14 protein-coding genes and 1 pseudogene are annotated in these 20,259 nt (G+C 72.9%); 4 read left to right on the forward strand and 11 right to left on the reverse strand.

The annotated features are described in order from the left end of the window. Positions 1-114: 114 nt before the first annotated feature. Complete coding sequence (locus tag ACWIX6_RS22350) at positions 115-948, reverse strand: polysaccharide deacetylase family protein (protein ID WP_448614641.1); 834 nt, start codon at positions 946-948, stop codon at positions 115-117. Beyond that, positions 945-1,958, reverse strand: coding sequence for a glycosyltransferase family 2 protein (locus tag ACWIX6_RS22355; protein WP_448614642.1), 1,014 nt, complete (start codon positions 1,956-1,958; stop codon positions 945-947). Before ACWIX6_RS22355 ends, ACWIX6_RS22350 begins: the two co-directional genes overlap by 4 nt. A gap of 374 nt (positions 1,959-2,332) precedes the next feature. On the opposite strand from ACWIX6_RS22355, the gene ACWIX6_RS22360 reads away from it, so the two are divergent. Beyond that, positions 2,333-2,749, forward strand: a complete 417-nt coding sequence (locus ACWIX6_RS22360; RefSeq protein WP_448617019.1) for a metal-dependent hydrolase — start codon at positions 2,333-2,335, stop codon at positions 2,747-2,749. An 887-nt stretch (positions 2,750-3,636) separates the two neighbouring features. Next, entirely contained in the window at positions 3,637-4,623 is a 987-nt protein-coding gene (locus ACWIX6_RS22365) for a glycosyltransferase (RefSeq protein WP_448614643.1), read from the forward strand. Here ACWIX6_RS22365 and ACWIX6_RS22370 read toward each other — a convergent pair. After that, positions 4,593-6,764, reverse strand: a complete 2,172-nt coding sequence (locus ACWIX6_RS22370; protein WP_448614644.1) for a hypothetical protein — start codon at positions 6,762-6,764, stop codon at positions 4,593-4,595. The two genes, ACWIX6_RS22365 and ACWIX6_RS22370, sit on opposite strands and share 31 nt — an antisense overlap. An 84-nt stretch (positions 6,765-6,848) precedes the next feature. Then, entirely contained in the window at positions 6,849-7,664 is an 816-nt protein-coding gene (locus tag ACWIX6_RS22375; RefSeq protein WP_448614645.1) for a glycoside hydrolase family 16 protein, read from the reverse strand. Between the two features lie 328 nt (positions 7,665-7,992). Between ACWIX6_RS22375 and ACWIX6_RS22380 the strand changes: the two genes are divergently transcribed. Continuing rightward, positions 7,993-8,955, forward strand: coding sequence for a beta-1,6-N-acetylglucosaminyltransferase (locus tag ACWIX6_RS22380; RefSeq protein ID WP_448614646.1), 963 nt, complete (start codon positions 7,993-7,995; stop codon positions 8,953-8,955). Positions 8,956-9,275: 320 nt separating this feature from the next. Further along, entirely contained in the window at positions 9,276-10,643 is a 1,368-nt protein-coding gene (locus ACWIX6_RS22385) for a lipopolysaccharide biosynthesis protein (RefSeq protein WP_448617020.1), read from the forward strand. Here ACWIX6_RS22385 and ACWIX6_RS22390 read toward each other — a convergent pair. From ACWIX6_RS22390 to ACWIX6_RS22420, 7 genes and pseudogenes are all read right to left on the reverse strand, one after another. Beyond that, complete coding sequence (locus ACWIX6_RS22390) at positions 10,640-11,755, reverse strand: GNAT family N-acetyltransferase (RefSeq protein ID WP_448614647.1); 1,116 nt, start codon at positions 11,753-11,755, stop codon at positions 10,640-10,642. The two genes, ACWIX6_RS22385 and ACWIX6_RS22390, sit on opposite strands and share 4 nt — an antisense overlap. Continuing rightward, the gene (locus ACWIX6_RS22395) at positions 11,746-12,804 is read right to left on the reverse strand and encodes a phosphotransferase family protein (RefSeq protein ID WP_448614648.1); all 1,059 of its coding nucleotides are present in this window, start codon (positions 12,802-12,804) and stop codon (positions 11,746-11,748) included. Before ACWIX6_RS22395 ends, ACWIX6_RS22390 begins: the two co-directional genes overlap by 10 nt. Next, positions 12,801-14,075: a hypothetical protein gene (locus ACWIX6_RS22400; RefSeq protein WP_448614649.1), complete on the reverse strand. Its 1,275-nt coding sequence runs from the start codon at positions 14,073-14,075 to the stop codon at positions 12,801-12,803. The genes ACWIX6_RS22395 and ACWIX6_RS22400 overlap by 4 nt, the downstream gene beginning before the upstream one ends. Before the next feature lie 360 nt (positions 14,076-14,435). Further along, positions 14,436-15,599 (reverse strand): NrfD/PsrC family molybdoenzyme membrane anchor subunit, encoded by a 1,164-nt coding sequence (gene nrfD, locus ACWIX6_RS22405; protein WP_448614650.1) that lies wholly within the window; start codon positions 15,597-15,599, stop codon positions 14,436-14,438. Next, complete coding sequence (locus tag ACWIX6_RS22410) at positions 15,596-16,657, reverse strand: 4Fe-4S dicluster domain-containing protein (RefSeq protein ID WP_448614651.1); 1,062 nt, start codon at positions 16,655-16,657, stop codon at positions 15,596-15,598. The genes nrfD and ACWIX6_RS22410 overlap by 4 nt, the downstream gene beginning before the upstream one ends. 19 nt (positions 16,658-16,676) lie before the next feature. Beyond that, positions 16,677-19,970 (reverse strand): annotated as a pseudogene (gene fdh / locus ACWIX6_RS22415) (formate dehydrogenase). A 64-nt stretch (positions 19,971-20,034) separates the two neighbouring features. After that, entirely contained in the window at positions 20,035-20,253 is a 219-nt protein-coding gene (locus ACWIX6_RS22420) for a hypothetical protein (protein WP_448614652.1), read from the reverse strand. Between the last annotated feature and the right edge of the window lie 6 nt (positions 20,254-20,259).

Genomic DNA, 20,259 nt, shown 5'->3' on the forward strand with positions numbered 1-20,259 from the left:
CCACTGTGCTGATGTGCGCCTGCACCCCCGATGGTAGGCCCTACCGAACCGGGTGAGAGAGGCGACTCGGCGCCTGGGCAGGTCCGGTCGGCGCCCTCCACCCGACTGCGTCGGTCAGGCGTAGTCGGATCCAGGGCGTCGACGCGTCACGGCCCGCCCGCGCCGGTAGGCCCGCCACCCGGCTCGGGCGAGGGCTCGCGGGAGGACCGACCCGGGTCGGTCGACGCCGGCCAACCAGGAGGCGAGCTCCTCAGGCGTCGTGGTGCGCCCGACGGTCAGCCGGGCGACGTCGAACGGGTCGTCGGCGGGCCGGTGCAGGCGGTTGCGGACCGCGGCCCCTGACTCGTGTCCAGCCTCCCGTGCGAGCCGCCGGACCCGCGGCCCGTTGTACCCGTGCGGGTACGCCACGCTCGGCACCGGTCGGCCGAGGCGCCCTTCCAGCAGCTCCTTGGGCCGGTTCAGCTCATCCCGCAACTCCGCGCTGCCCAGTGTGTCTAGCTGGGGATGGCTGTGACTGTGCGCACCGATCTCGACGCCCCCCTCGAGGAGCTCGGGCAGCTGGGACCAGGCGAGCATGGGATCACCTGGACCAGGGCAGCGAGGGCCCCCACCGACGAGCCAGCCGGTGGTCACGAACAAGGTGGCAGGCAGTGCTCGTGCGTGCAGCGTCGGCAGTGCGGCGGTGGCGAAGTCCGCGTAGCCGTCGTCGAACGTGATCACTGCGATCCGGCCGAGGTCGGTCGCCTGGGCCGCTCGCGCCGGTGCCGCGCTGCGCCGTCGCATCAACTCGGTGAAGGTCACGCAGCGGTAACCCGCGGCGACGACCTGGTCCATGTGCTGGGCGAAGGTCGCCGGGGGGACGGCGAAGGGCGCGACGTGTCTCCCGGGGTCGTCGGTGATGGCGTGGTACAGCAGGACCGGGACCAATCGTCCGGGACCGCCGCTCACGGCCGCGCCCCTGGGCGACGCACCGCCGTGTCGGGCTGGGCGTGCGGCGGTCCTGCAGGGGCCGGGACGGTCATCCGGGTACCGCGCACCCGCGCCTGGAGGTGACCCCAGACCAGCCCGGCGACGGTGAGCGTCAGCCCTAGCAGGACACATCCGGCGCGACCCGCGGCGGCGCGGTCCCCGCAGGCGGCGCTTCGGGCATGGCGCAGGACGGCCGATGTGAGCACCCGCAGGACGTACGACCGTTCGCTGGACAGCCCCTCGCCGTGCCCGACCATGCGGGACAGCGCCGCCTTGGAGCGTCCTTCGTAGAGGCAACGGCGCATGAAGTATGCCGCTCGCTGCCGATCCCGGGGCACGGTGTGATCGACCGCGAAGGCGACGTCACGCACCACCCGGCAACGAGGCGCGAGCTCGTGGACCTGGATCCCCAGCAGGGTCTCCTCACACCCGGCGGGGAGCGCCCCGACACGGCCGAGCCCGGTGGAGAACCCGCCCACCCGCTGCAGGACGACCCGGCGCGCGGCCATGCACGCGCCGATCGGGTTACGGATGTCGCTGCCGTCCACGGGCATCCCGCGGTAGTCGCAGCCGACGACCCAGGTGAACTCCTCGGGGAACCACCACGGTGCCTCCCCGCCCTCCCACGCCGGGTGCACCGCGCCCCCGACCACCGCTACGTCCTCCGCGCCCAGGCGCGCCCGGAGTGCGGCCAGGGACCCGGGACGCAGGACAGCGTCGTCGTCGAGGAAGACCACCGCGTCCGCGCTGCAGCTCTGCCAGCCCGTGTTGCGGGCCCCCGACAGTCCCCGGGCCTCCCGGTTCGCCAGGACCCTCACCGCAGTGGGCAGCCTGGCGCGAAGTGTGTCCAGCAGCTCGTCGTTGTAGTCCACGGTCACGACCATCTCGTCGGCCGGGGGCTGGGCCTGGGCCAGGGCGGAGTGGACGGCTGCACAGACCTGGTCCAGCCGACGGTCGGTGTAGGTGCAGATGACGACGGCCAGAGACACGGGCGTCCCCGGGTCCGAGCTCAGCATCTGCTGCCCCCAGTCACGGCAAGGTGGTCGACGGGACGCCCGATGCCCGACCGCACCGGAGTCGGGTGCCCCACCGTGCGTCACCGCGTCCCCGGGGTCAACCCCTGTGCCACCCGGAGTCGCCCGGCCGCCGGCGGAGTCGTGATGACGCCGGGATGAGCACCAGCTGAGACTGAGGTGTACGTCGCGATCACACCACGTTCTGTGACGCCGATCCGGTTTGTCCGCTCGACCGAAGCGCACAGAGGATCCTCGGATCCACATCCGCCCGAGGAGGTCTGGACATCGCGGAGCGCGCTCAGTATCAAATCCATCCTGTCCCGCGCTCACGAGACTTCTCGTTCCTCCTGCATCTCGGCCATTCCACTGAGAGGTGTCCGTGTGCCCTCCCGCGGGTCGGCGCGGCTGCCGACCTCGACCACGTCCCGCTGTACCTGGGGATGATGGCCTCCGGCGCCGGGCGGCCGCCGTTGCACTGCCTGACCTTCGTCCTGCTGCTGGCGGTCGCTGCGGCCGGGGTGCCGCCGGCTGGCGCGGCGCTGGCCGGGTTGAGCCCGGGTGCCGCGGCGCACCTGGTGAGGGACGTCGCGACCGGTCCGGGCATCCCCCTGCTGTGGCCCGTCGCCACCGGAGCGGTGGTTGCTCCACACGGGGCCTACCGCGCGCTCATGGTGGTCCTCATCGGAGCTGCAACCCCCGGCCGGTTGCGGGTCACGGATGCGGTTGACCGGGTCATGCTCGACCGCGGGCGAGCCGCGCGCTGAGCGGACCGATGGATCGAGGGCAGTCGCAGAGCGCGCAGTCCGAGCCAGGCCGGTGGTGCTCGTCGGCGGTGCGCGCGTGCCCGCACGTCCACGACCTGCGCCCGGACGCGGCCTGCGGAGCCACCTGCTCGACCGGGTCCGGGGTGGGACGCGAATCCACCTCTGCCTGGCGCTCGGGTGGGAAGGAGCGCTCGGACTGCATCATGAGGGAGGAGCAGGAACGTGGGTGTGAACGGACCGTCCCGGCCCGGCGACGAGACGGAGGCCGGCAAAATGGAGCGTCGGCGCAAGCCGACGAGGGTTCATGGCCTTCGGCAGCATCATGGCCGGAGTCGACCTCCGTCGTGGGAAGGCGGTGACGGCGCGCCGGTGCGCCCGGTCCTCACCCGGTCAGCGTCCGGATCGCTCCACCACACGGCCGCCTCCGCCTGCGTTGTAGGCGGCGCAGGGCGGGACGACCGGATCACCGGTGGCGTGCCGGGGCAGCCGCCCGCAGTGCGTGGGTCCGCGCCGTACCGCCGCGGGTGTCTGTGAACGCCCCGCCCGCCGCGCGCCGGCAGGTCCTCGAGATGGACTTGGTACCCCTGGACCACGTCCCGCCACCGAGCGAGCAAGTGCGCACCGTCGCCGGTCGGCCGGCGGAGGGTGGCCCCGCCACGGTCCTGGTACGGGTACACGGGTGCCCGGTCCAGCGGGTCGACCTGGACCTCCCAACGAACGCCGACCGGGAGGTGCTGGTGGACCTGCTGGCGGGTCTGGTCGCCGGAGAGGTGGGTGCACACCTGCGGGCGGACGGGGTGGCGCACGCGGACGGAGATCCACTGCCGGCTCCCGGCGCCCCGGTCGCCTGCATCACTCGACTGGCGCTGCCCGCCCCCCTTCCCCGCGTGACGGTCGTGGTGCCCACGGTGGGCCGCGAGGCCCTGACCGGCTGCCTGCGGTCACTCCTGGACCAGGACTACCCCGACTACGAGCTGGTCGTGGTGGACAACGCCCCCTCGCCAGCCGCGCGGTCCGTGCTGGACCGGGTCCTGGCGGCGGTGAGTGATCCGGTGGGCCGGGTGCGGCGCGTGGCCGAGAGCCGAGCGGGGGTGTCTTACGCCCGCAACCGTGGGCTGGCCGAGGCGACCGGTTCGCTCGTCGCCTTCGCGGACGACGACGTACTGGTCGACCGAGGCTGGTTGCGCGCACTGGTGGCGGCCTTCGATGCGGTGCCGGGCGTCGCCTGCGTGACCGGACTGGTGCTGCCGTGGGAGCTGGAGACCCGCGAACAGCTGTGGTTCGAGCAGTACGGCGGTTTCGCGAAGGGCTTCCACCGCCGGGCCTTCGACCTGGACCACCACCGCGACCCGCACGTCCTGTACCCCTACCTTCCCGGCCGGTACGGCACCGGAGCCAACATCGCCGTCCGGACCGAGGTCCTGCGGCGGCTGGGTGGTTTCGACCCGGCGCTCGGCGGACGTCGTCCCGCGGTCGGCGGCGAGGACCTGGACGTGCTGCTGCGCATCGTGCTGGCCGGGGCGGTCCTGGTGTACGAGCCGCAGGCCCTGGTGTGGGTCCAGCCCTTCCGGGAGCTGCGGGCCCTGCGTCGGCAGATGGTCGTCTACGGGCGCGGACTGTCGGCGGTGATCGTGAAGGCCGCGCTGACCGAGCGCGCCGTCGGCTGGGACGTGCTGCGCCGGCTCCCCGCGGGGCTGCGCTTCCTGCTGGACCCCCGCAGCACCAAGAACGCCGGCAAGAACGACTACCCGGTCGAGTTGACCCTCCGCGAACTGGGCGGTGTCGTCAGCGGACCGCCCGCCTACCTGTGGGCCAGGCTCCGGGAGGACCGTCCGGGCCGGGCTCAGCGGTCGGGCTCGTCCTCGAGCTCATAGACGGTCGCCGTCGGGCCGGTGGAGTACATCTGCCAGTCCGGCGCGGAGGCAAATGCCCTCGCGAGCTCGGCGGAGTCCGCCAGAGCCTGGACGCCGTACCGGTCGGTGTCGGCCCGGGCAGAGGTGGAGACGACGAGGAAGCAGGAGGCCGTGCAGCGGGGTCGCAAGTCGGCCGCCAGGACCGCCACCTGTCGGACGGCCTCGGCACGTGAACCGGGGTGGGCGTCCAGCCGGGCGGCCGGTCCGTCGAACACCACCGCGTCGTACCTCACGTCGAAGTACCTCTCGGTGGAGCGCCCTGGAGTGGCGGCGAAGGTGCCCAACGCGTAGATGGTCGAGCCCACCGGCGCGTTCCGCTCGACCACCCCCAGCTGCTGGGCCTCGTCGGCCCGGACCACCCTCGCCCAGTCCATCCCGGTGAGCCCGAAGGCGTTGACCCCGACCAGCACCACCATGCCGGCCGCGAGCAACGGCGCTGCCCACCGCCGCGGCCGGTTCAGCAGCGCCGCACAGAGGCACAGCCAGGGCAATGAGAACAGGGCGATCCGGAAGATCGCCTCCTGGCCGTAGTTGGACGCCAGGGCCAGCACCAGGGGACTGGCCGCGGCGGTCGTCAAGGCCCAGGCCCGGCGGTCCCGGCGCTGCCACAGAGCCAGGAGCGCCGCCAGCCCGACTCCCACCAGCACCAGGGAGGGCAGCCCGAACACGAGCCGGGTGATCAGGGACTCGCTGTGCTCGGTGGTGACGGTCGACGGCGGCCGGATGTTGCCGAAGATGTTCCCGAGCGCCGACATCGAGAGGTACTGGCCCACCTGGCCGCGGTTCAGGACGGCCCAGATGACAGCTGGCACCAGCGTCGCCACGGCCGGCCACCGCGGACGGACCAGCCCGAAGCCCATGAGCACGACCAACGCCGCGGTCAGCAGGTACGGGGAGATCTGGTGTGTCACGGCTGTCGCGCAGGAGAGTGTCACCACGAGGAGCACCCGTGTGGCCCGGTGCGTGTCCGGACCCCAGGTGCGCACCACGAGGGCAGCGACGACCAGGCACAGGAAGAAGCCGAGCGACTGGGGTGAGAAGTAGGTGACGTTGAGGGTGTTGGCCAGCACGAACGTCGCGGCCGCCCACCACGCTCGCGGTCGGGAGAGTCCGAGGCCGCCTGCGAGCACCCGGACGGCCACCACCGTGGCCGCCGTGACGGCCACCGGCCAGTACGTCGCGACGGTGGTCAGGGGCTGGTCGATGCGCGCGACGTCGGACAGCCACGCGGTCGCGGCGAACAACCCGGCCCACGCGTGGTAGATGTCCGCGACCCTGTCCAGCTGGTGGAACGTCCGAATGAACTCCACCACGCCGATGTGGCGCGAGGCCGGCATCACGGTCGGCGTGCCGTAGGCGATCGCCTGAGAGAGGACCACCGGCAGGGACAGCAGCAGGACGGCGACGCCTGGGCCGACTCCGTGGAGGAGGGCGATGGCCACAGCTGTCAGCAGCAGGAACAGACCCAGGTACCAGGCGGGCCCCACGATGGTCAGCAGCCCACCGGGTGTGGGTGGTTGGCGGTGCACCCGGGCGTCCACGATCGTCAGGACCAGGCCGGTCACCGCCATCGACCAGGACACCAGCTGCGCCCTCGGCACCTGGGGGATCTCCAGCCGTATCCCACGCGGTGACCAGGACAGGAACTCGCGGCGCAGATGGAACAGCAGCCAGAGGGCGCTGACACACGCCCAGCCGAGAAACGCCCCGAAGGGATGCCAGGCGCCGGTGACCGCCATCAGCATGGCGGTCGACACGCACGCCGACAGACTCGTGGCCACGGACACCACCACGAGCGAGGAGACGTCCGCCGTGCGCAGGCCGAGCGCGGGCGCAACCCCGAAGCACAACAGGAAGCAGGTGGTGGCGCCCGCCGCGAATCCGCCGTCCCACCCGGTGGCCGACGAGACTGCCGTACCGAGCAAGAGGAGCAGGGCGCCGGCCGCCAGCAGCGCCCGGGCCGATGCGGTGGCCGGGCTCCCGGTGGGCGCCATCGGCAGGCATCGCCCGCCCGGCTCGCCGCCGCGCGGGGACCGGCCCGGCAGGAGCACGTGGGTGCCAGCTGGATCGGTCAGCTCGGCGTCGTCCGGTAGAGCGCTCATCCTGACGACAACCGGATGCCGGTCGCCGGCGCGCGTCCCTTCACCCGCGCGTCCTGGTCGCTGCCGCCCCTCATGCGCGCCGGCCTAGGCCCCGTAGCTCTCCACGCGCACCCAGTCGACCTCGATGAAGCCGCGCGCGTCCTCGGGCGGCTCCTCCGAGGTGGCGGTGCCCGCCTGCAGGACAAGGTGCATGGGCTCCTGTGGCACTGCGGTGGTGGAGCTGCCGACCAGCTCGCCGTCCAGGTAGAAGGTCACCGCCTTCGGCGTCCACTCGATCACCGTGGTCTGCCACTCCTCCATGGTGCGGTGGGTGTCGAACTGGTCCTGCTCGCCGTTGGCGTCCGCATGGTGGGCATAGGCCTTGATCGTGCCGGTGAGCCGGCCCTCCGGGAAGTCGATCTCCCCGTCGTGCGGCCAGGCATCCGAGTCCGGCCAGAGCAGGAACGCCAGGCCGTAGCCGGCGACCGGGTCGGCGCGCCAGCGGATGGTGTACCGGCCGAAGCGCTGCCCGTGGGTCCGCTCGGCCACCAAGGCCGCTCCGAGGAACTCGCCGTTGTCGAAGTGCATGTCGAAGCGGAGCCGGCCGTCCTCGGCCGAGAGCACCCGGCTCGGCGCGTACGTGCCGGTGCCACTGGTGTCGGCCCAACCGTCGTGGTAGAGGTTCCACTGCGCGCGATAGGAGCTGTCGGTGAACTCGCCCACCGGCACGTCCTCGGAGAAGTCCTCCTGGAGCAGTGGGTGCCAGCGTGACCCCTCCTGCTTCTTCCAGCCCACGGTCAGCGTGCCCGCCATCACCGCGGCCACGAGGACGGCCACCACCACCCAGGTGGACCGGTGGCCGGACCGGCGGACCGGATGAGCACCTTGCGCCACGTCGCGGTGGCGCTCGGTCACAGGCATGGGCATCCAGCATCCCAGTGGGTCGAGCCCAGGCACAGGATCACCCGGTCGCCGTGCCTGCCTGGTCCTGGCACGGGGCTCCTCCCGACGTCTCGGCCGCGTGAGCGACGTGTCGCCGAGACCGCGCAACGTGTCAACACGTGGATACCTGTCCGGCGGCGTCCTGTCCATAGCCCCGGTGCTGGTCCCCGCTGCGGACAGCCGAGGGGGACGGCTCCAGGACCGAGACCAGAGCCGCGGCTGCCACCATGGGGACAGCCCCGGCTCTCGCAACCATCGGCGGCGCTCCGCCATCGAGGGGCGGCGGACGAACGGAGGAGCTGCGTCAGTGGTCACCGATCACGCCGGACCGGGCAACTGGGAGGCTGACCGGCCGAACGGCGCGGTCGACCAGCCGGTCGGGTCACTCGCGTGCGTCGTCCTGGCCCACGACGACCCGCGACACGTCCGCCGACTGATCGACTCGCTCGACCCCTTCCCGGTGTTCCTGCACTGCGACGCACGCACCCCGGGGTCGGTGTTCGAACAGATGACCGCAGGTCTGCCCGACCGGGTGCAGGTGCTGCCGCGACGGAGCACTCCCTGGGCCGGGTGGGGACTGGTGGCCGCCGAACTCGACGGCTACCGCGCGGCCCTGGCGACCACCCGAGCGTCCCACGTCGCCTTGCTCTCCGGCTCGGACTACCCGGTGCGGTCCTCCCGAGACATCGCTCGCCTGCTCGGGCCCCTGGCCGGCCGTTCCGTCACCTGGTCGAATGACATGCCCATCGCCGGCTGGGAGCTGGGCGGTGGCCTGCTGCGGTTGCGCTTCTCGTACGCGCCATGGCGCAAGCACATGCTGCTGCTCCCGGTACCCCGCCCACTGCCCTCGGGGGTCGTGCCGGCCGGCGGTTCCCAGTCCAAGGTGCTGGCCCGCAGCCACGCCCAGGCGCTCCTCCGCGTGGTCGACCAGCGTCCCGACCTGCCCCGTCGGTGGCGGCGCACCTGGATACCGGACGAGACGTTCGTGTACTCGGTGCTGCACTCGCCGGCGCTGGTCCCCGGGTGGCGCGCGGAGCACGTCCCGGCCAGCGCGTGGTTCATCCGCTGGCCCGACGCCTCGGTGAAGAGCCCACCATGGCTCGGCATGGCGGACCTGCCGGAGCTGCGCCGGGCCCTCGACGACGAGGAGCGGTGCCGGACGCTGATGTTCGCCCGCAAGTTCGGCACTGCCGCCGACACGGCCGTCCTCGACGAGATCGACCGCTCGCTGCGCGTCGCCGGCACCGATGGGGCGGCCGGGCCGACCTGACCGTGCCGGCCGGCCCGGCCGCAGGTGGGCGGTGTCGCGGCGAACGCCGCGCGGTTGAGGGTGGGAGCACGGCCCTCCGATGTCTATCCTTCGCCAGGATGGCGACGGAAACGGGGGGCATCCCGACGGGTCCCCCGCCGCCTGGCCGGCCGGACCACGAGCCGGCCCCCCTCGACCCGGTACCGGCCGGCAGTGACCTCCTCCGGGTCAGCCCCCCGCCGCTGACCGGACCGCTGGCCCCCGAGGAGGCCGGACCACCAGCGCCCGCCAGCACCGCGACGAGTCCGCTGGCCAGGCTCTTCGGTCGCGGCTTGCTGTACGTGGTGGTCGCGTCCCTGCCCTACGTGACCGCCACGGTGGTCTCTCCTGTCCTCGCCTACCAACTCGGTCCGCGCGGGCTGGGCCTCCTCGCCTCGGCCATCGCCGTCCACCAGGTGCTCCTCGTCGTCGCGGTTCTGGGGCTGGACCAGGCACTCATCCTCCAGCGGGTCGAGGACGGTGACGACCAGGCGGCCCGGGGCCTGGTCATGGTCGGGATCGCCACTGCCACGGTCGTCACGGTGGTCGTCGGCGTGACCGGGCCACTGTGGAGCGCCGCGCTCGGCTTCGACGGCTTCGACCCGCTGGTCCTGGCCACCGTCCTGTGGACGACTCCCGCTGCCACCGTCTTCCTCGTCCTGGCACTCCTGACCGGTCAGGACCGGCTGCGCGCCTACAGCGTGATCTCGTTCCTCTCCACGGTGGGCAGCCAGGTCGTGGGGCTCGTCCTGCTGTTCACGGTGCACCGCAGCGCGCAGGCCTACGCCTGGGGAGGAGTGGCCGGGCAGGTCGTCGCGATGGCCGTCGGCGTCGCCCTGGTGCGCCCGCGGTGGCGGGGGCTGCTGGACCTGCCGGTGCTGCGCCGGGCGGTTCGGTTCGGCCTACCGCTCATGATCGGCGGACTGTCCCGGTTCATCCTGGACGCCGGCGACCGGGTCGTCGTCCAGCGCCTGTTGGGCCCGGTCGAGGCGGGCCGCTACCAGGTGGGGTACACCGTCGGTGCCATCGCGGTGACCGTGGTGATGCTGACCAACCAGGCGTGGGCCGCGCGGATCGCCGAGGTCACCGACGCCGCTGAGCGGCTGGAGCTGATCGGTCGATCGCGCGACGCGCTGTACGCCGCCTTCGCACCGATGGTCGTCGGCACCGTGCTCGGAGCCCCGCTCGTGCTGCGACTGGTCGCGCCGGCCAGTTTCCGGCCGTCGTCGCTGCTGGCCGTCGTCCTGCTCGTCGTGCTCTCCGGGATCCCGGTGGTGGCGTCGCTTGCCTCCGGCCGGGCCCTGATCATCGCCCGCCGGGTGCGGCCGCTCGCCGTCGCCACCGGCGCCGCCGCTGTCGTCAACATCGGCCTGAACCTGCTGCTGGTGCCCCACTGGGGACTGCTCGGGTCTGCCGGCGCGACGACCGTCGCATTCACCCTCCAGGCCGTGCTGCAACGGCTCTCGCTGCCGGCGGGCACCCAGTGGCCCCGGCCCGCAGCGCGCCCGAAGGCCGTCCTGACGATCGCCTGCTCGCTGGCGGCCGCCTCCGTCCTGCTGCCGCAGGATCCCGCGTGGATCGCTGTCCGCACCGGTCTCGCCCTGCTGTGCATCCCCTGGCTGCTGAGCAGCCTCCGACGGGCGCGGAGCCCGGTGGAGGGAGCCGGCTAGTCCCGGAAGCGCAGCGCCCGCTTGACCAGGTGCCGGGCGCGCTGGTCCACCTCGGTCAGGGGCAGCCGTTCCATCCGGAACGCCGGGTAGTCGACCGGGATGCCGCCGAAGGACGCCTTGAACCGGGCCAGGCCGCTGCCCGGCGCGCTGTCGCCCCAGTGGTAGAACCGGGCACCCTCGGAGACGGCGTGCTCGATGGCGAGCCGGTGCAGCAGGTCGTTCGCCCGGACGGGACCGGCCAGTTCCTTGTCCATCGCCCCGCGCCAGTAGACGACGTGGTCACCGAGTCGGAGGGTGACGATCGCCGCTGCGGGCTGCCCCGCCAGCGACGCGAGCCACACCCCACAGGCGCTGCCCAGCAGTGACGCCACCGTGGCGAACTTCCGGACCGGGTCACGCCGCCGAGCGCGGGCCAGGGCCAGCCACTCCGGCTCGTGCTGGTTCCCGGCCCAGCGGCGGACGGAAAGCCGGTAGAGCCCGTCGAATGCCGGTACGAGCCGGCCGCTCGTGTCGTGCTCGACGGTCAGCGGCGACCGCTCGGCCTTGCGCACCGCGCGACGGGCGCTGGCGCTGAACCGTCCGGTCCACAGCGCATCGAAGCCCCCGGTGAGCCCCAGCAGGTGTGCGGTGTGGGGGAGCCGTCGGGCGCCTGCGGGCGCGCCTGCCAGATAGGCGTCGGCGCGGCGCGGGGCCGGGCGGAGCGACACACGCAGAGCAGGGTGCTCGGCCAGGTCGGCGAAGACGGCGGCCACGTCGCCGGCGGGGAGGTCGCGGCAGGGGACGACGAGACCACCGGTGCCCCAACCGAAGGGATGCGAGGCGAGCTCGAGCGGCAGCGTCCGCCCGGCACCGCCACCCGGTCGCAGCACCGCGGGCAGGACTGCGCGGGCACCGCTGGGCAACTCGTACAGGCGGCTGGCATCACGCCCGCCGGACACCGCCACCACCGCGTCGGTCCAGCCCGGCTGCTGGAAGGGCAGCGCCTCCGGGTCGGCGGCAAGCAGGTCGAGCCACTCCTCCCGGGGGGCGGGGGAGGCGAGCAGCCGAGCGCGGTCGCCGCGGCCGGGGGAAGCGGCCGCACCGCCACGGAGTCGCCCGGGGTTCACAGACACCGGAGGACCGCCCGGACGTTGCGCCACCGCCACACCAGCAGGGAGTGCTCCACGTGAGCGTCCTGCTGGGCCGACATCAGCGTCACGTGGCGCAGCCAGTACAGGAGCGTCACGGAGCTGTCGGGGATGCCGGCGTCCCAGCACCATCGGGCGTGCCGCAGCACCCGCTCGCTGTCCGGCGACCAGGTGCCCGCGTGCATCACTTCGGCGACCACCGTCCCGAGGTCCACGCCCCGTTCGACGGCCGAGCCGAACAGCGCCAGGTGCAGGAGGTCGTGCGCCGGCAGCTCCTGCGGTGCAGCGCAGTCCCAGTCGACGAGGCCGGTCGGGGCGCCGGTTCCCGGGTGCACCCGGACGTTCCCCAGCCAGAGGTCACCGTGCACCCAGCCGGCGTAGGCCCGCCGCCCGTCGAGGTCCGCCCGCAGTCGGTGCCGCAGCCGGGTGAGGGACCTTCGCAACGGCCACCGCCGCAGAACGGTGCCCAGCGCTGCTACGGGCTCATCGACCCAGCGCTCGAGCAGCGCGTCGTCGACCCGCACGGCGACAGCAGTGGCGCGGTGCAGGGTGGTCACCGCGAGGGCGCTGCGTTCCCGGACGGGGTCGCGCAGGTCGCGCCGGGTGGCGAGCGCCTCGGTGGCGTCGACCCCGGGCAGGTGGTCGTCGAGCGCGTACGACCACCGACCCGCGGTCCCCTCGCCGCGACGGGTGGGCAGCAGGTCCCGCACCTCGGCCAGCCCGGGGGTGGCCGCCAAGGCCCGCAGTGCCCGGCCTTCCTGCTGCAGGGCTCCCGCCGCGGACGCCGACACCCGCAGCACCGCCGCGGGTGGACCTCCCGGCGGACCCACCGGGAACACCGCCGTGCCTGTGCTGGTCCACTTTCCCGGGCCGGCTTCGAACCGGGTGAGCCGCGCGAGCTGCGGCCGCTGGGCGAGGTCGGCCAGGGCCGTGGCGGCCACTGCGGTGGCCTCGTCGAGGGCCCGGCGTCGGTGCGACCCCTGCCATCGCCCGGCGGCCGCCCGGGCGAGGGCCCCCGGTGCTCCTGCCGTCACGGCGTGAGCGCGGACTCGGGGGTCACCGGTCGACCGCGGTGCCACCGGTCGACGCAGGCGCCCCAGATCAGCACCAGGGCCTCGCTGCGCACCCGATCGGCGTCGAGGGAGGCGTCGAGACGGTGGACGGGCAGCTCGCCGTCCAGGCTCAGGTACCCGCTTGCCTCCGCCTCGGTCTCGGCCAGGCTGTTCTCGGCCTTGCGGGCGTGCGCCACGGAGCCCGCGAGCTCCAGCAGCAGCACCAGGTCGGGGGCGGGACACGAGCGGGACAGCAGCCACATGTAGGCGCGTTCAGCCAGACCGGCCCCGGGCTCCGCGGGCCGGCGCGCGTCGTAGACGTACCGATCGAAGACGACGAGCCGACCACGGGCCTGGTGCAGCTGGGCACGGAGGAAACGGGCCCATCCCCTGAATGGGCGAGTTGCGGCCGCGGCCACCCGTCGAGCTCCGGTGGCGTCGTCCGTCCCCTTCCACAGGCCCATGTACACCTGCGTGACGGGCAGCGGGAAACAGTCGGCGATCCCGGCGGCCAGCGTCGACTTCCCGGCCCCGTTCGGGCCCAGCAGCGCCACGCTGAGCCCCCGCCGGCGGCCGAGCAGCGCCGGGCGAGTGAGGGCGCGGCGGGCGAGCGCCGACGTCCGCCGGACCCGCGCCGGGTAGGGCATCGAACGGCGCCACGCAGTGGAGAGCCCGTCGGCGACGGCGGCCAGCCGAGCCCAGTCCCCGGCACCGGCCAGGTCGCGCAGCACTCGGGAGCCGACCGGGCTGTTAGGCACCGCGTCGATCGCACGCGCGATCTCGCCGTCGGTACGAGCACCACGTGCGCCGGTGGTCAGCCGGTCGCGGTAGTGCAGCGGGACGCTGCCCTTGTCCAGCAGGCAGTGCAGCAGCAGCAGCCAGAACGCGTCGTCCGGCGAGGGCATCACCACAGCGCCCTGCCGGACCCTGCGCCGGAGGGCCCCGGCCGCGAACGGGGTGGTGATCGCCCCGTCACGGCCGAAGGCGACCCGCTCGGTCACGTCCAGGGTGAGGAACCGGCCAGCCGCAGCGTCCAGCCGGAGGTACAGGAGGGAGGGCGGCGCCTGCCAGCCGGGCACGCCCACGAAGCCGCAGGCCCGTGCTGCGGAGTCGAACGCGCGGATGTCGCCGGGGTCCACCAAGAAGTCGACGTCCCCAGGAGGCTGGTCGACGTCCCGGGGGAGGCGGAGCAGGCACCAGGCGACCTGGGCACCGTCGAGTGCCTCGCCGAGCAGCTCCAAGTCACGGTGCAAGGCGGAGCCCTCCCATTGGCGCGGACGTCGGCCGTCCTGGGATCCGCAGTGTGCCAGCTGGCCGCGGTCCAGGGCACCGTCCCGGCATACGGGATGCGTGGCAGGCCCGGTTCCTCCTGTCCGCCGCCGCTGCCGTGGCGCTGCACCTGGCTGTCGAGCGGCCCATGAACCGGTTGATGCGGTGCCGCGGCCGGAGTCGCGCGCTAAGCGGACCGGTCGGGCACTGACCGCAGAGCCGGCCATTGCGCGGGCGACGCCAGCCGCCGCCCGTAGGTCCCGGTGGGCTCCGACGCCGACCTCGGCCGGCGGGGACGCCGCACGGTGAGGCCGTCCTGTCATCCGTGGGGCGGAATCAACTCCTCAGCGGACGACGGAGCGCGCCTCGCCGGCGGCGGCCTGTGCCTCCCGCGCCTCCAGTCGCTCCCGCTGCGGGACGACGGTGTACTTGGGGTCCTTGGCGCTCTGCATGCCGGCCTCGAAGACGCCCATCCGGGTCAGCAGCGACCCGGCAGCCAGCAGCCCGCCGCCCAGCACCGCGCCCACCCGGGTGCGGCCGGCGAGCGCGGTGAGGCCCGCGCCGCTGAGCGTCGCGGCCTTCGCCGCACGCAGCAGCCTGCCGGCCTTGCCCAGGTGGTAGGGCTCGCTGACGATGCCGTGGCCGTTCTCCACCCGGTGGATCGCGGCCAGCTCGATCCCCACTCCGGCCAGGGCCACCGTGCGGGAGGGCCCCGCCTCCTCGACCGGCGTCAGCGCCATGGTGAGCCCGCCGCCGGCGGCCATCGCCGAGCCGGCGAAGACGAACGGCAGCTCGTCGTGCGGCGCGTGCCAGGACGGCACCGCGGTGTTGGCGATCAGCACCGCGGTGTAGGTCGCCATCGGACCGCCGAAGGCGGCAGCGCCCAGCGCGGTCAGCTTCCGCAGCACCGGGAACGAGCCGGCCACCTTCGGCAGGAACGGGACGACCCGGGTCGCCGCCTTGGCCACCGGCCGCACGTCCAGCAGCCGCAGCCCGGCGGCCGCGGCCGCGAAGGTGCTGAACGGCGACAGGATGTAGGAGCCGACCGACAGCGGCGACGTCGGCTTGAACACCCGCAGCATGTGCAGGAAGCGCGCCGGCCGGCCCAGGTCGTCGATCAGCAGGACCACCGAGCCCAGCGCGCTCGCCCCGGCCACGTACTCGGCGTTGCGGGCCAGCGCCGGCCGGCCGGTGAACTCGGCCAGCGCGGCGATGACCGACGACGTCCCGGCCGCGCCGCCGAGGAAGAAGTAGATCGGGACCTCGGGGTTCTTCCAGGTCGGCGACTTGATGATCTGCCGGCCGTAGTACGAGCTGAACTCGGCCTCCGGGACCATCGCGGCCTCGCGGTTGCCGCTCCCCCAGCCCCCGCCACCGCGCCGGCGGCGGCGCTTGGGCCGGGTCAGGTCCTCCCCGCCGGCGCGGTGCCAGCCGGCGCCGGGGGTCGAGGGCGCCTCGCCCGCGGTCTCGTCGGCGGCCGGCGCGCCGCCGGGCTGCGAGTGCGTCACGAGCGCCTCCTGCCCAGGAACGACGTGACCACGACACCGACGATCATCGCCGCGCCGGCCGCGGCGGACCGCCACATCGAGGGCAGGTCGCGGGTGGTCACGATCGGGTCCGGCGGCAGGCCGTAGACCTCCGGCTCGTCGAGCAGCAGGAAGAACGCCCCGACACCGCCGACGCCGTCCTTCTCGTCCCGGCCGTACAGCCGCGCGGTCTCCACGCCCTGCCCCTTGAGCGTGGCCAGCCGGGCGTCGGCGCGGGCCTGCAGCTCGTCGAGGTCGCCGAACTGGATCGACTGGGTCGGGCACGCCGTCGCGCACGCCGGCTGCAGCCCGTCGGTCAGCCGGTCATAGCACATCGTGCACTTGAAGACCCGACCGTCGTCCTTGCGCTGGTCGATCACGCCGTAGGGGCAGGCCGGCACGCAGTAGCCGCAGCCGTTGCAGATGTCGCCCTGCACGACGACGGTGCCGAACTCGGTCCGGAACAGCGCCCCGGTGGGGCACACGTCCAGGCAGCCGGCGTGCGTGCAGTGCTTGCAGACGTCGGAGGACATCAGCCAGCGGATCTGCTTGTCCGCCCCCGACTGCCCGGTCTGCGGGTCGAACTCCGACAGGGCCTCGGCGTTCAGCACGCTCTGCTGCGCGTCGGCCAGGCTGTTCGCGTGCGCGTTCGCCGGTGACCGGCCACCGCCGTCCCGGTCGTCGCCGGGCCGGCCGAAGCTGGGCATCGGCAGGTCGACGGCACGGCTCTGCTCGATGAACGCCACGTGCCGCCAGGAGTTGGCGCCGAGCTGCCCGGTGTTGTCGTAGGACATCCCGGACAGCCCGATCTGGTCCTTGACGCCGTGCGAGTCGTCCATCGGGAGCGTGTTCCACTCCTTGCAGGCCACCTCGCAGGCCTTGCAGCCGATGCACACCGAGGTGTCGGTGAAGAACCCGACGCGGGCAGGGTGGTCCGCCTCGTAGCCGGCGTCCTCCTGCACGTCGGGCAGCGGCCCGAACAGCCGGTTCTTCGGACTTGGACCCTCCAGACCCGGACTCGCCGAGCTGACCGCGGTCATGGGGACACCTTCCTCGACGTCACGCGCCCGCCTCTTCCATCCGGCTCGGGTCCTCGTCCGGCGCCCGGCCGTTGACCCCGACCCGCCCCGACTCCACGCCGGCTCGGCGGCGGTAGGCCTCCACGTACTCCAGCAGCTCCGGGCCGCGGGGCCGGCGTCCGGGCACGATGTCGGCGGTGCTGACCTTGTCCTCCTGGATGTGGGTGTTGGCGTCGAGCACGATGCCCAGCAGGTCGTTGGCCGAGTCCCCGGTCGAGATGCCGGCGTAGGACCAGTGGTAGGGCATGCCGATCTGGTGCACCACCTGACCGTCGCGCAGCCTGATCGGCCGGATCCGTTCGGTGACCAGGACCTTCGCCTCGATCGCCGTCCGGGCGCTGACCAGGGTGGCGTACTCGCCGTTGGTCAGGCCCCGCAACTGGGCGAGCTCCGGGCTGACCTCCACGAAGAACTCCGGCTGGAGCTCGGCCAGGTAGGGCAGCGTGCGGCTCATCCCGCCGGCAGTGTGGTGCTCGGTCAGTCGGTAGGTGGTCACCTGGAACGGGAAGACCTCGCTGAGCGAGGGGTTCTCCCGGTTCCACGGCCCGGCGATCCGCTCGATCGTCGGGCTGGACTGCTGCTTGTAGAAGGCGTTCTCCACCACCGACTCGGCCGGTTCGTAGTGCGTCGGCAGCGGCCCGTCGACCAGGCCGGCGGGCGCGTACAGCCAGGCCTTGCCGTCGCCCTGCATGACGAACGGGTCGGTCCCGGAGAGCGCGGCCTGTGCCTTCGCGCCGTCCGGCGGCACGTAGTCCGGCCGCTTGGTCGCCTCGAAGTCCGGGACGTCCGGGCCGGTCCACCGCCCGGCGTCCTCGTCCCAGTACACGTAGCTCTTCCGCTCGCTCCACGGCTTGCCGTCCGGGTCGGCCGAGGCGCGGTTGTAGAGGATCCGGCGGTTGAGCGGCCAGGCCCAGCCCCACTCCAGGGCCACCGGGCCCTGCTCGCGGCCCGGCTTGCGCCGTGCGGCCTGGTTGACCTCGTCGGCGTAGACGCCGCTGTAGATCCAGCAGCCGCCGGTGGTCGACCCGTCGTCCTTCATCTCCAGGTAGGAGCTCAGCGCCCGGCCGTCCGGTCCGGTGCCGTTGATCTCGCGCAGCACGGCCTCGGCGTCGGGGTCCTGGGTCTCCCCGTGCAGCGGGTAGTCCCAGGTCAGGTGCAGCAGCGCCTGGTCGCGGGGGTCGGTCGACCCGGCCAGCCGCTCCCGGATGATCCGCCCCAGGTGGTAGTAGAACCACAGGTCGCTGCGGGCGTCCATCGGCGGCTCGACCGCCTTCTCCCGCCACTGCAGCATCCGCTGGGTCTGGGTGAAGGTGCCCTCCTTCTCCACGTGCGTGGCGGCGGGCATGAAGAAGACCTCGGTGCCGATCGTCTCGGGCGCGAGCTCGCCCGTCTCGATCTCGGGCGACTCCTTCCAGAACGTCGCCGACTCGATCATCTGGAGGTCGCGGACCACCAGCCAGTCCAGGTTGGCCAGGCCGAACCGGTTCATCCGGCCGTTGGGGTGACCGACCGACGGGTTCTCCCCGACCAGGAAGTAGCCGTGCACCTTGCCCGCGATCATGTCGGCGATCGTCCGGTACGAGCTGTGGTCGCCGTTGATCTTCGGGATCCAGTCGAACCGGAAGTCGTTCTCCGGCTGCGCCGCGTCGCCGAACCAGGCCTTGAGCAGGCTCACCGTGTAGGCACGCTTGTTGCCCCAGAACCCGGCCTTGCCGTCGGCGTCGGCGACGTAGTCGTCCAGCGAGCCGTGCTGCAGGGCGTGCGGCATCGGCAGGTAGCCGGGCAGCAGGCTGTACAGCGTCGGGACGTCGGTCGAGCCCTGGATGCTGGCGTGCCCGCGCAGCGCCAGGATCCCGCCGCCGGGCCGGCCGATGTTGCCCAGCAGCGTCTGCAGGATGGAGGCGGTGCGGATGTACTGCGCGCCGACGCTGTGCTGCGTCCAGCCCACCGAGTAGACCCACGCCGTCGTGCGCTCACGGTTGCTGTTGCTGGTCACCCACCGCGCCACCTGCTCGAAGACGGCCGGCTCGATGCCGCAGACCTCGGCGACCATCTCCGGGGTGTAGCGCGCGAAGTGCCGCTTGAGCACCTGGAACACGCTCCGCGGGTGCTGCAGCGTCTCGTCCCGCTTGGGCTTGCTCGGGATCGGCGGCCCGCCGCTGCCGGCCGCCTGGGCCCGGTCGGAGGACTTCACGTCGTGCTGCTGCTCGCCACGGTCCTGCTCGGCGGTCCGGGCCGGGTCCGACGAGTTCGAGTGCGGCTGCTCCTCCGGCTCGTACTGCCAGCTGGCCTCGTCGTAGTGGCCGTTCTCCGGGTCGAAGCCGGAGAACAGGCCGTCGAGCTCCTCGGTGTCGACGAAGTCCTCGCCCACCAGCGCCGCGGCGTTGGTGTAGGCGGTCACGTACTCCTTGAAGTACAGCTCGTTGTCCAGCACGTACTTGATCAGGCCGCCGAGGAAGGCGATGTCGGTGCCGATCCGGATCGGCACGTGCAGGTCGGCGACCGCGCTGGTCCGGGTGAACCGCGGGTCGATGTGGATGATCTTCGCGCCGCGCGCCTTGGCCTCCATCACCCACTGGAAGCCGACGGGATGGCACTCGGCCATGTTCGAACCCTCGATGACGATGCAGTCGGAGTTCGCCAGGTCTTCCTGGAAGTTGGTGGCGCCACCACGGCCGAACGAGGCTCCCAGACCGGGAACCGTGGAGGAGTGCTATATGCGCGCCTGGTTCTCGATCTGGATCGCGCCCAGGGCGCTGTACAGCTTCTTCATCAGGTAGTTCTCTTCGTTGTCCAGCGTCGCGCCGCCCAGGCTGGCGAAGCCCATGGTGCGGTTGACCCGCCGGCCGCCGTCCTCCTCCTGCCAGCCCTTGCGCCGGGCCTCGAGCACCCGGTCGGCGATCATCTCCATCGCCGTGTCGAGGTCGAGGTCCTCCCAGTCGCTGGCGTGGGGACGCCGGTAACGCACCTTCGTCTCGCGGGTCGGGCTGGTCACCAGCTGCTTGCTCGCGCTGCCCTTGGGGCACAGCCGGCCGCGGCTGATCGGCGAGTCCGGGTCGCCCTCGATCTGGACGACCTTCTCGTCCTTGACGAACACCCGCTGCCCGCAGCCGACGGCGCAGTACGGGCAAACCGACCGCGCCACGCGGTCAGCGGTCGCCGTGCGGCTGACCACCGCCTCGGTGGCCTTGCTCCGCGCGGCCTTGCCGCGACCCAGCGGATCGTCCCCAGTGAGCTGCCGGAACACCGGCCACGCGTCGAGCCACGTCTTCACAACGCTGAGCTTGCCACCCGGCAGCGGCGGACGCGCGCCCACCGTCCCGGCGGGCCGGGGCGGCTCAGGAGTCCCGGCCGGCCGGACGGAACAGCAGGACGGCGACGGCGACGAGGCTGAGCAGCCAGCCGGCGAGGACGAAGAGGTCGCCCTCGTGCAGGCCGTGCGAGTGGGTCACGTGCACCACCACCGGGCCGTCGTTGATGTAGCGGCCGGTGAGCAGGAGGAACGCGAAACCGGTCACCACGACCGTGGAGACCACAGCGGACAGCCAACGGAGCACCCGGGG

The organism is Modestobacter sp. URMC 112 (assembly GCF_053502575.1).

Excerpts from the sequence above, each read along its gene's own strand:
- ACWIX6_RS22370 (WP_448614644.1), bottom strand. The coding sequence starts at position 6,764 with ATGAGCGCTCTACCGGACGACGCCGAGCTGACCGATCCAGCTGGCACC.
- ACWIX6_RS22375 (WP_448614645.1), bottom strand. The coding sequence starts at position 7,664 with ATGCCTGTGACCGAGCGCCACCGCGACGTGGCGCAAGGTGCTCATCCG.
- ACWIX6_RS22410 (WP_448614651.1), bottom strand. The coding sequence starts at position 16,657 with ATGACCGCGGTCAGCTCGGCGAGTCCGGGTCTGGAGGGTCCAAGTCCG.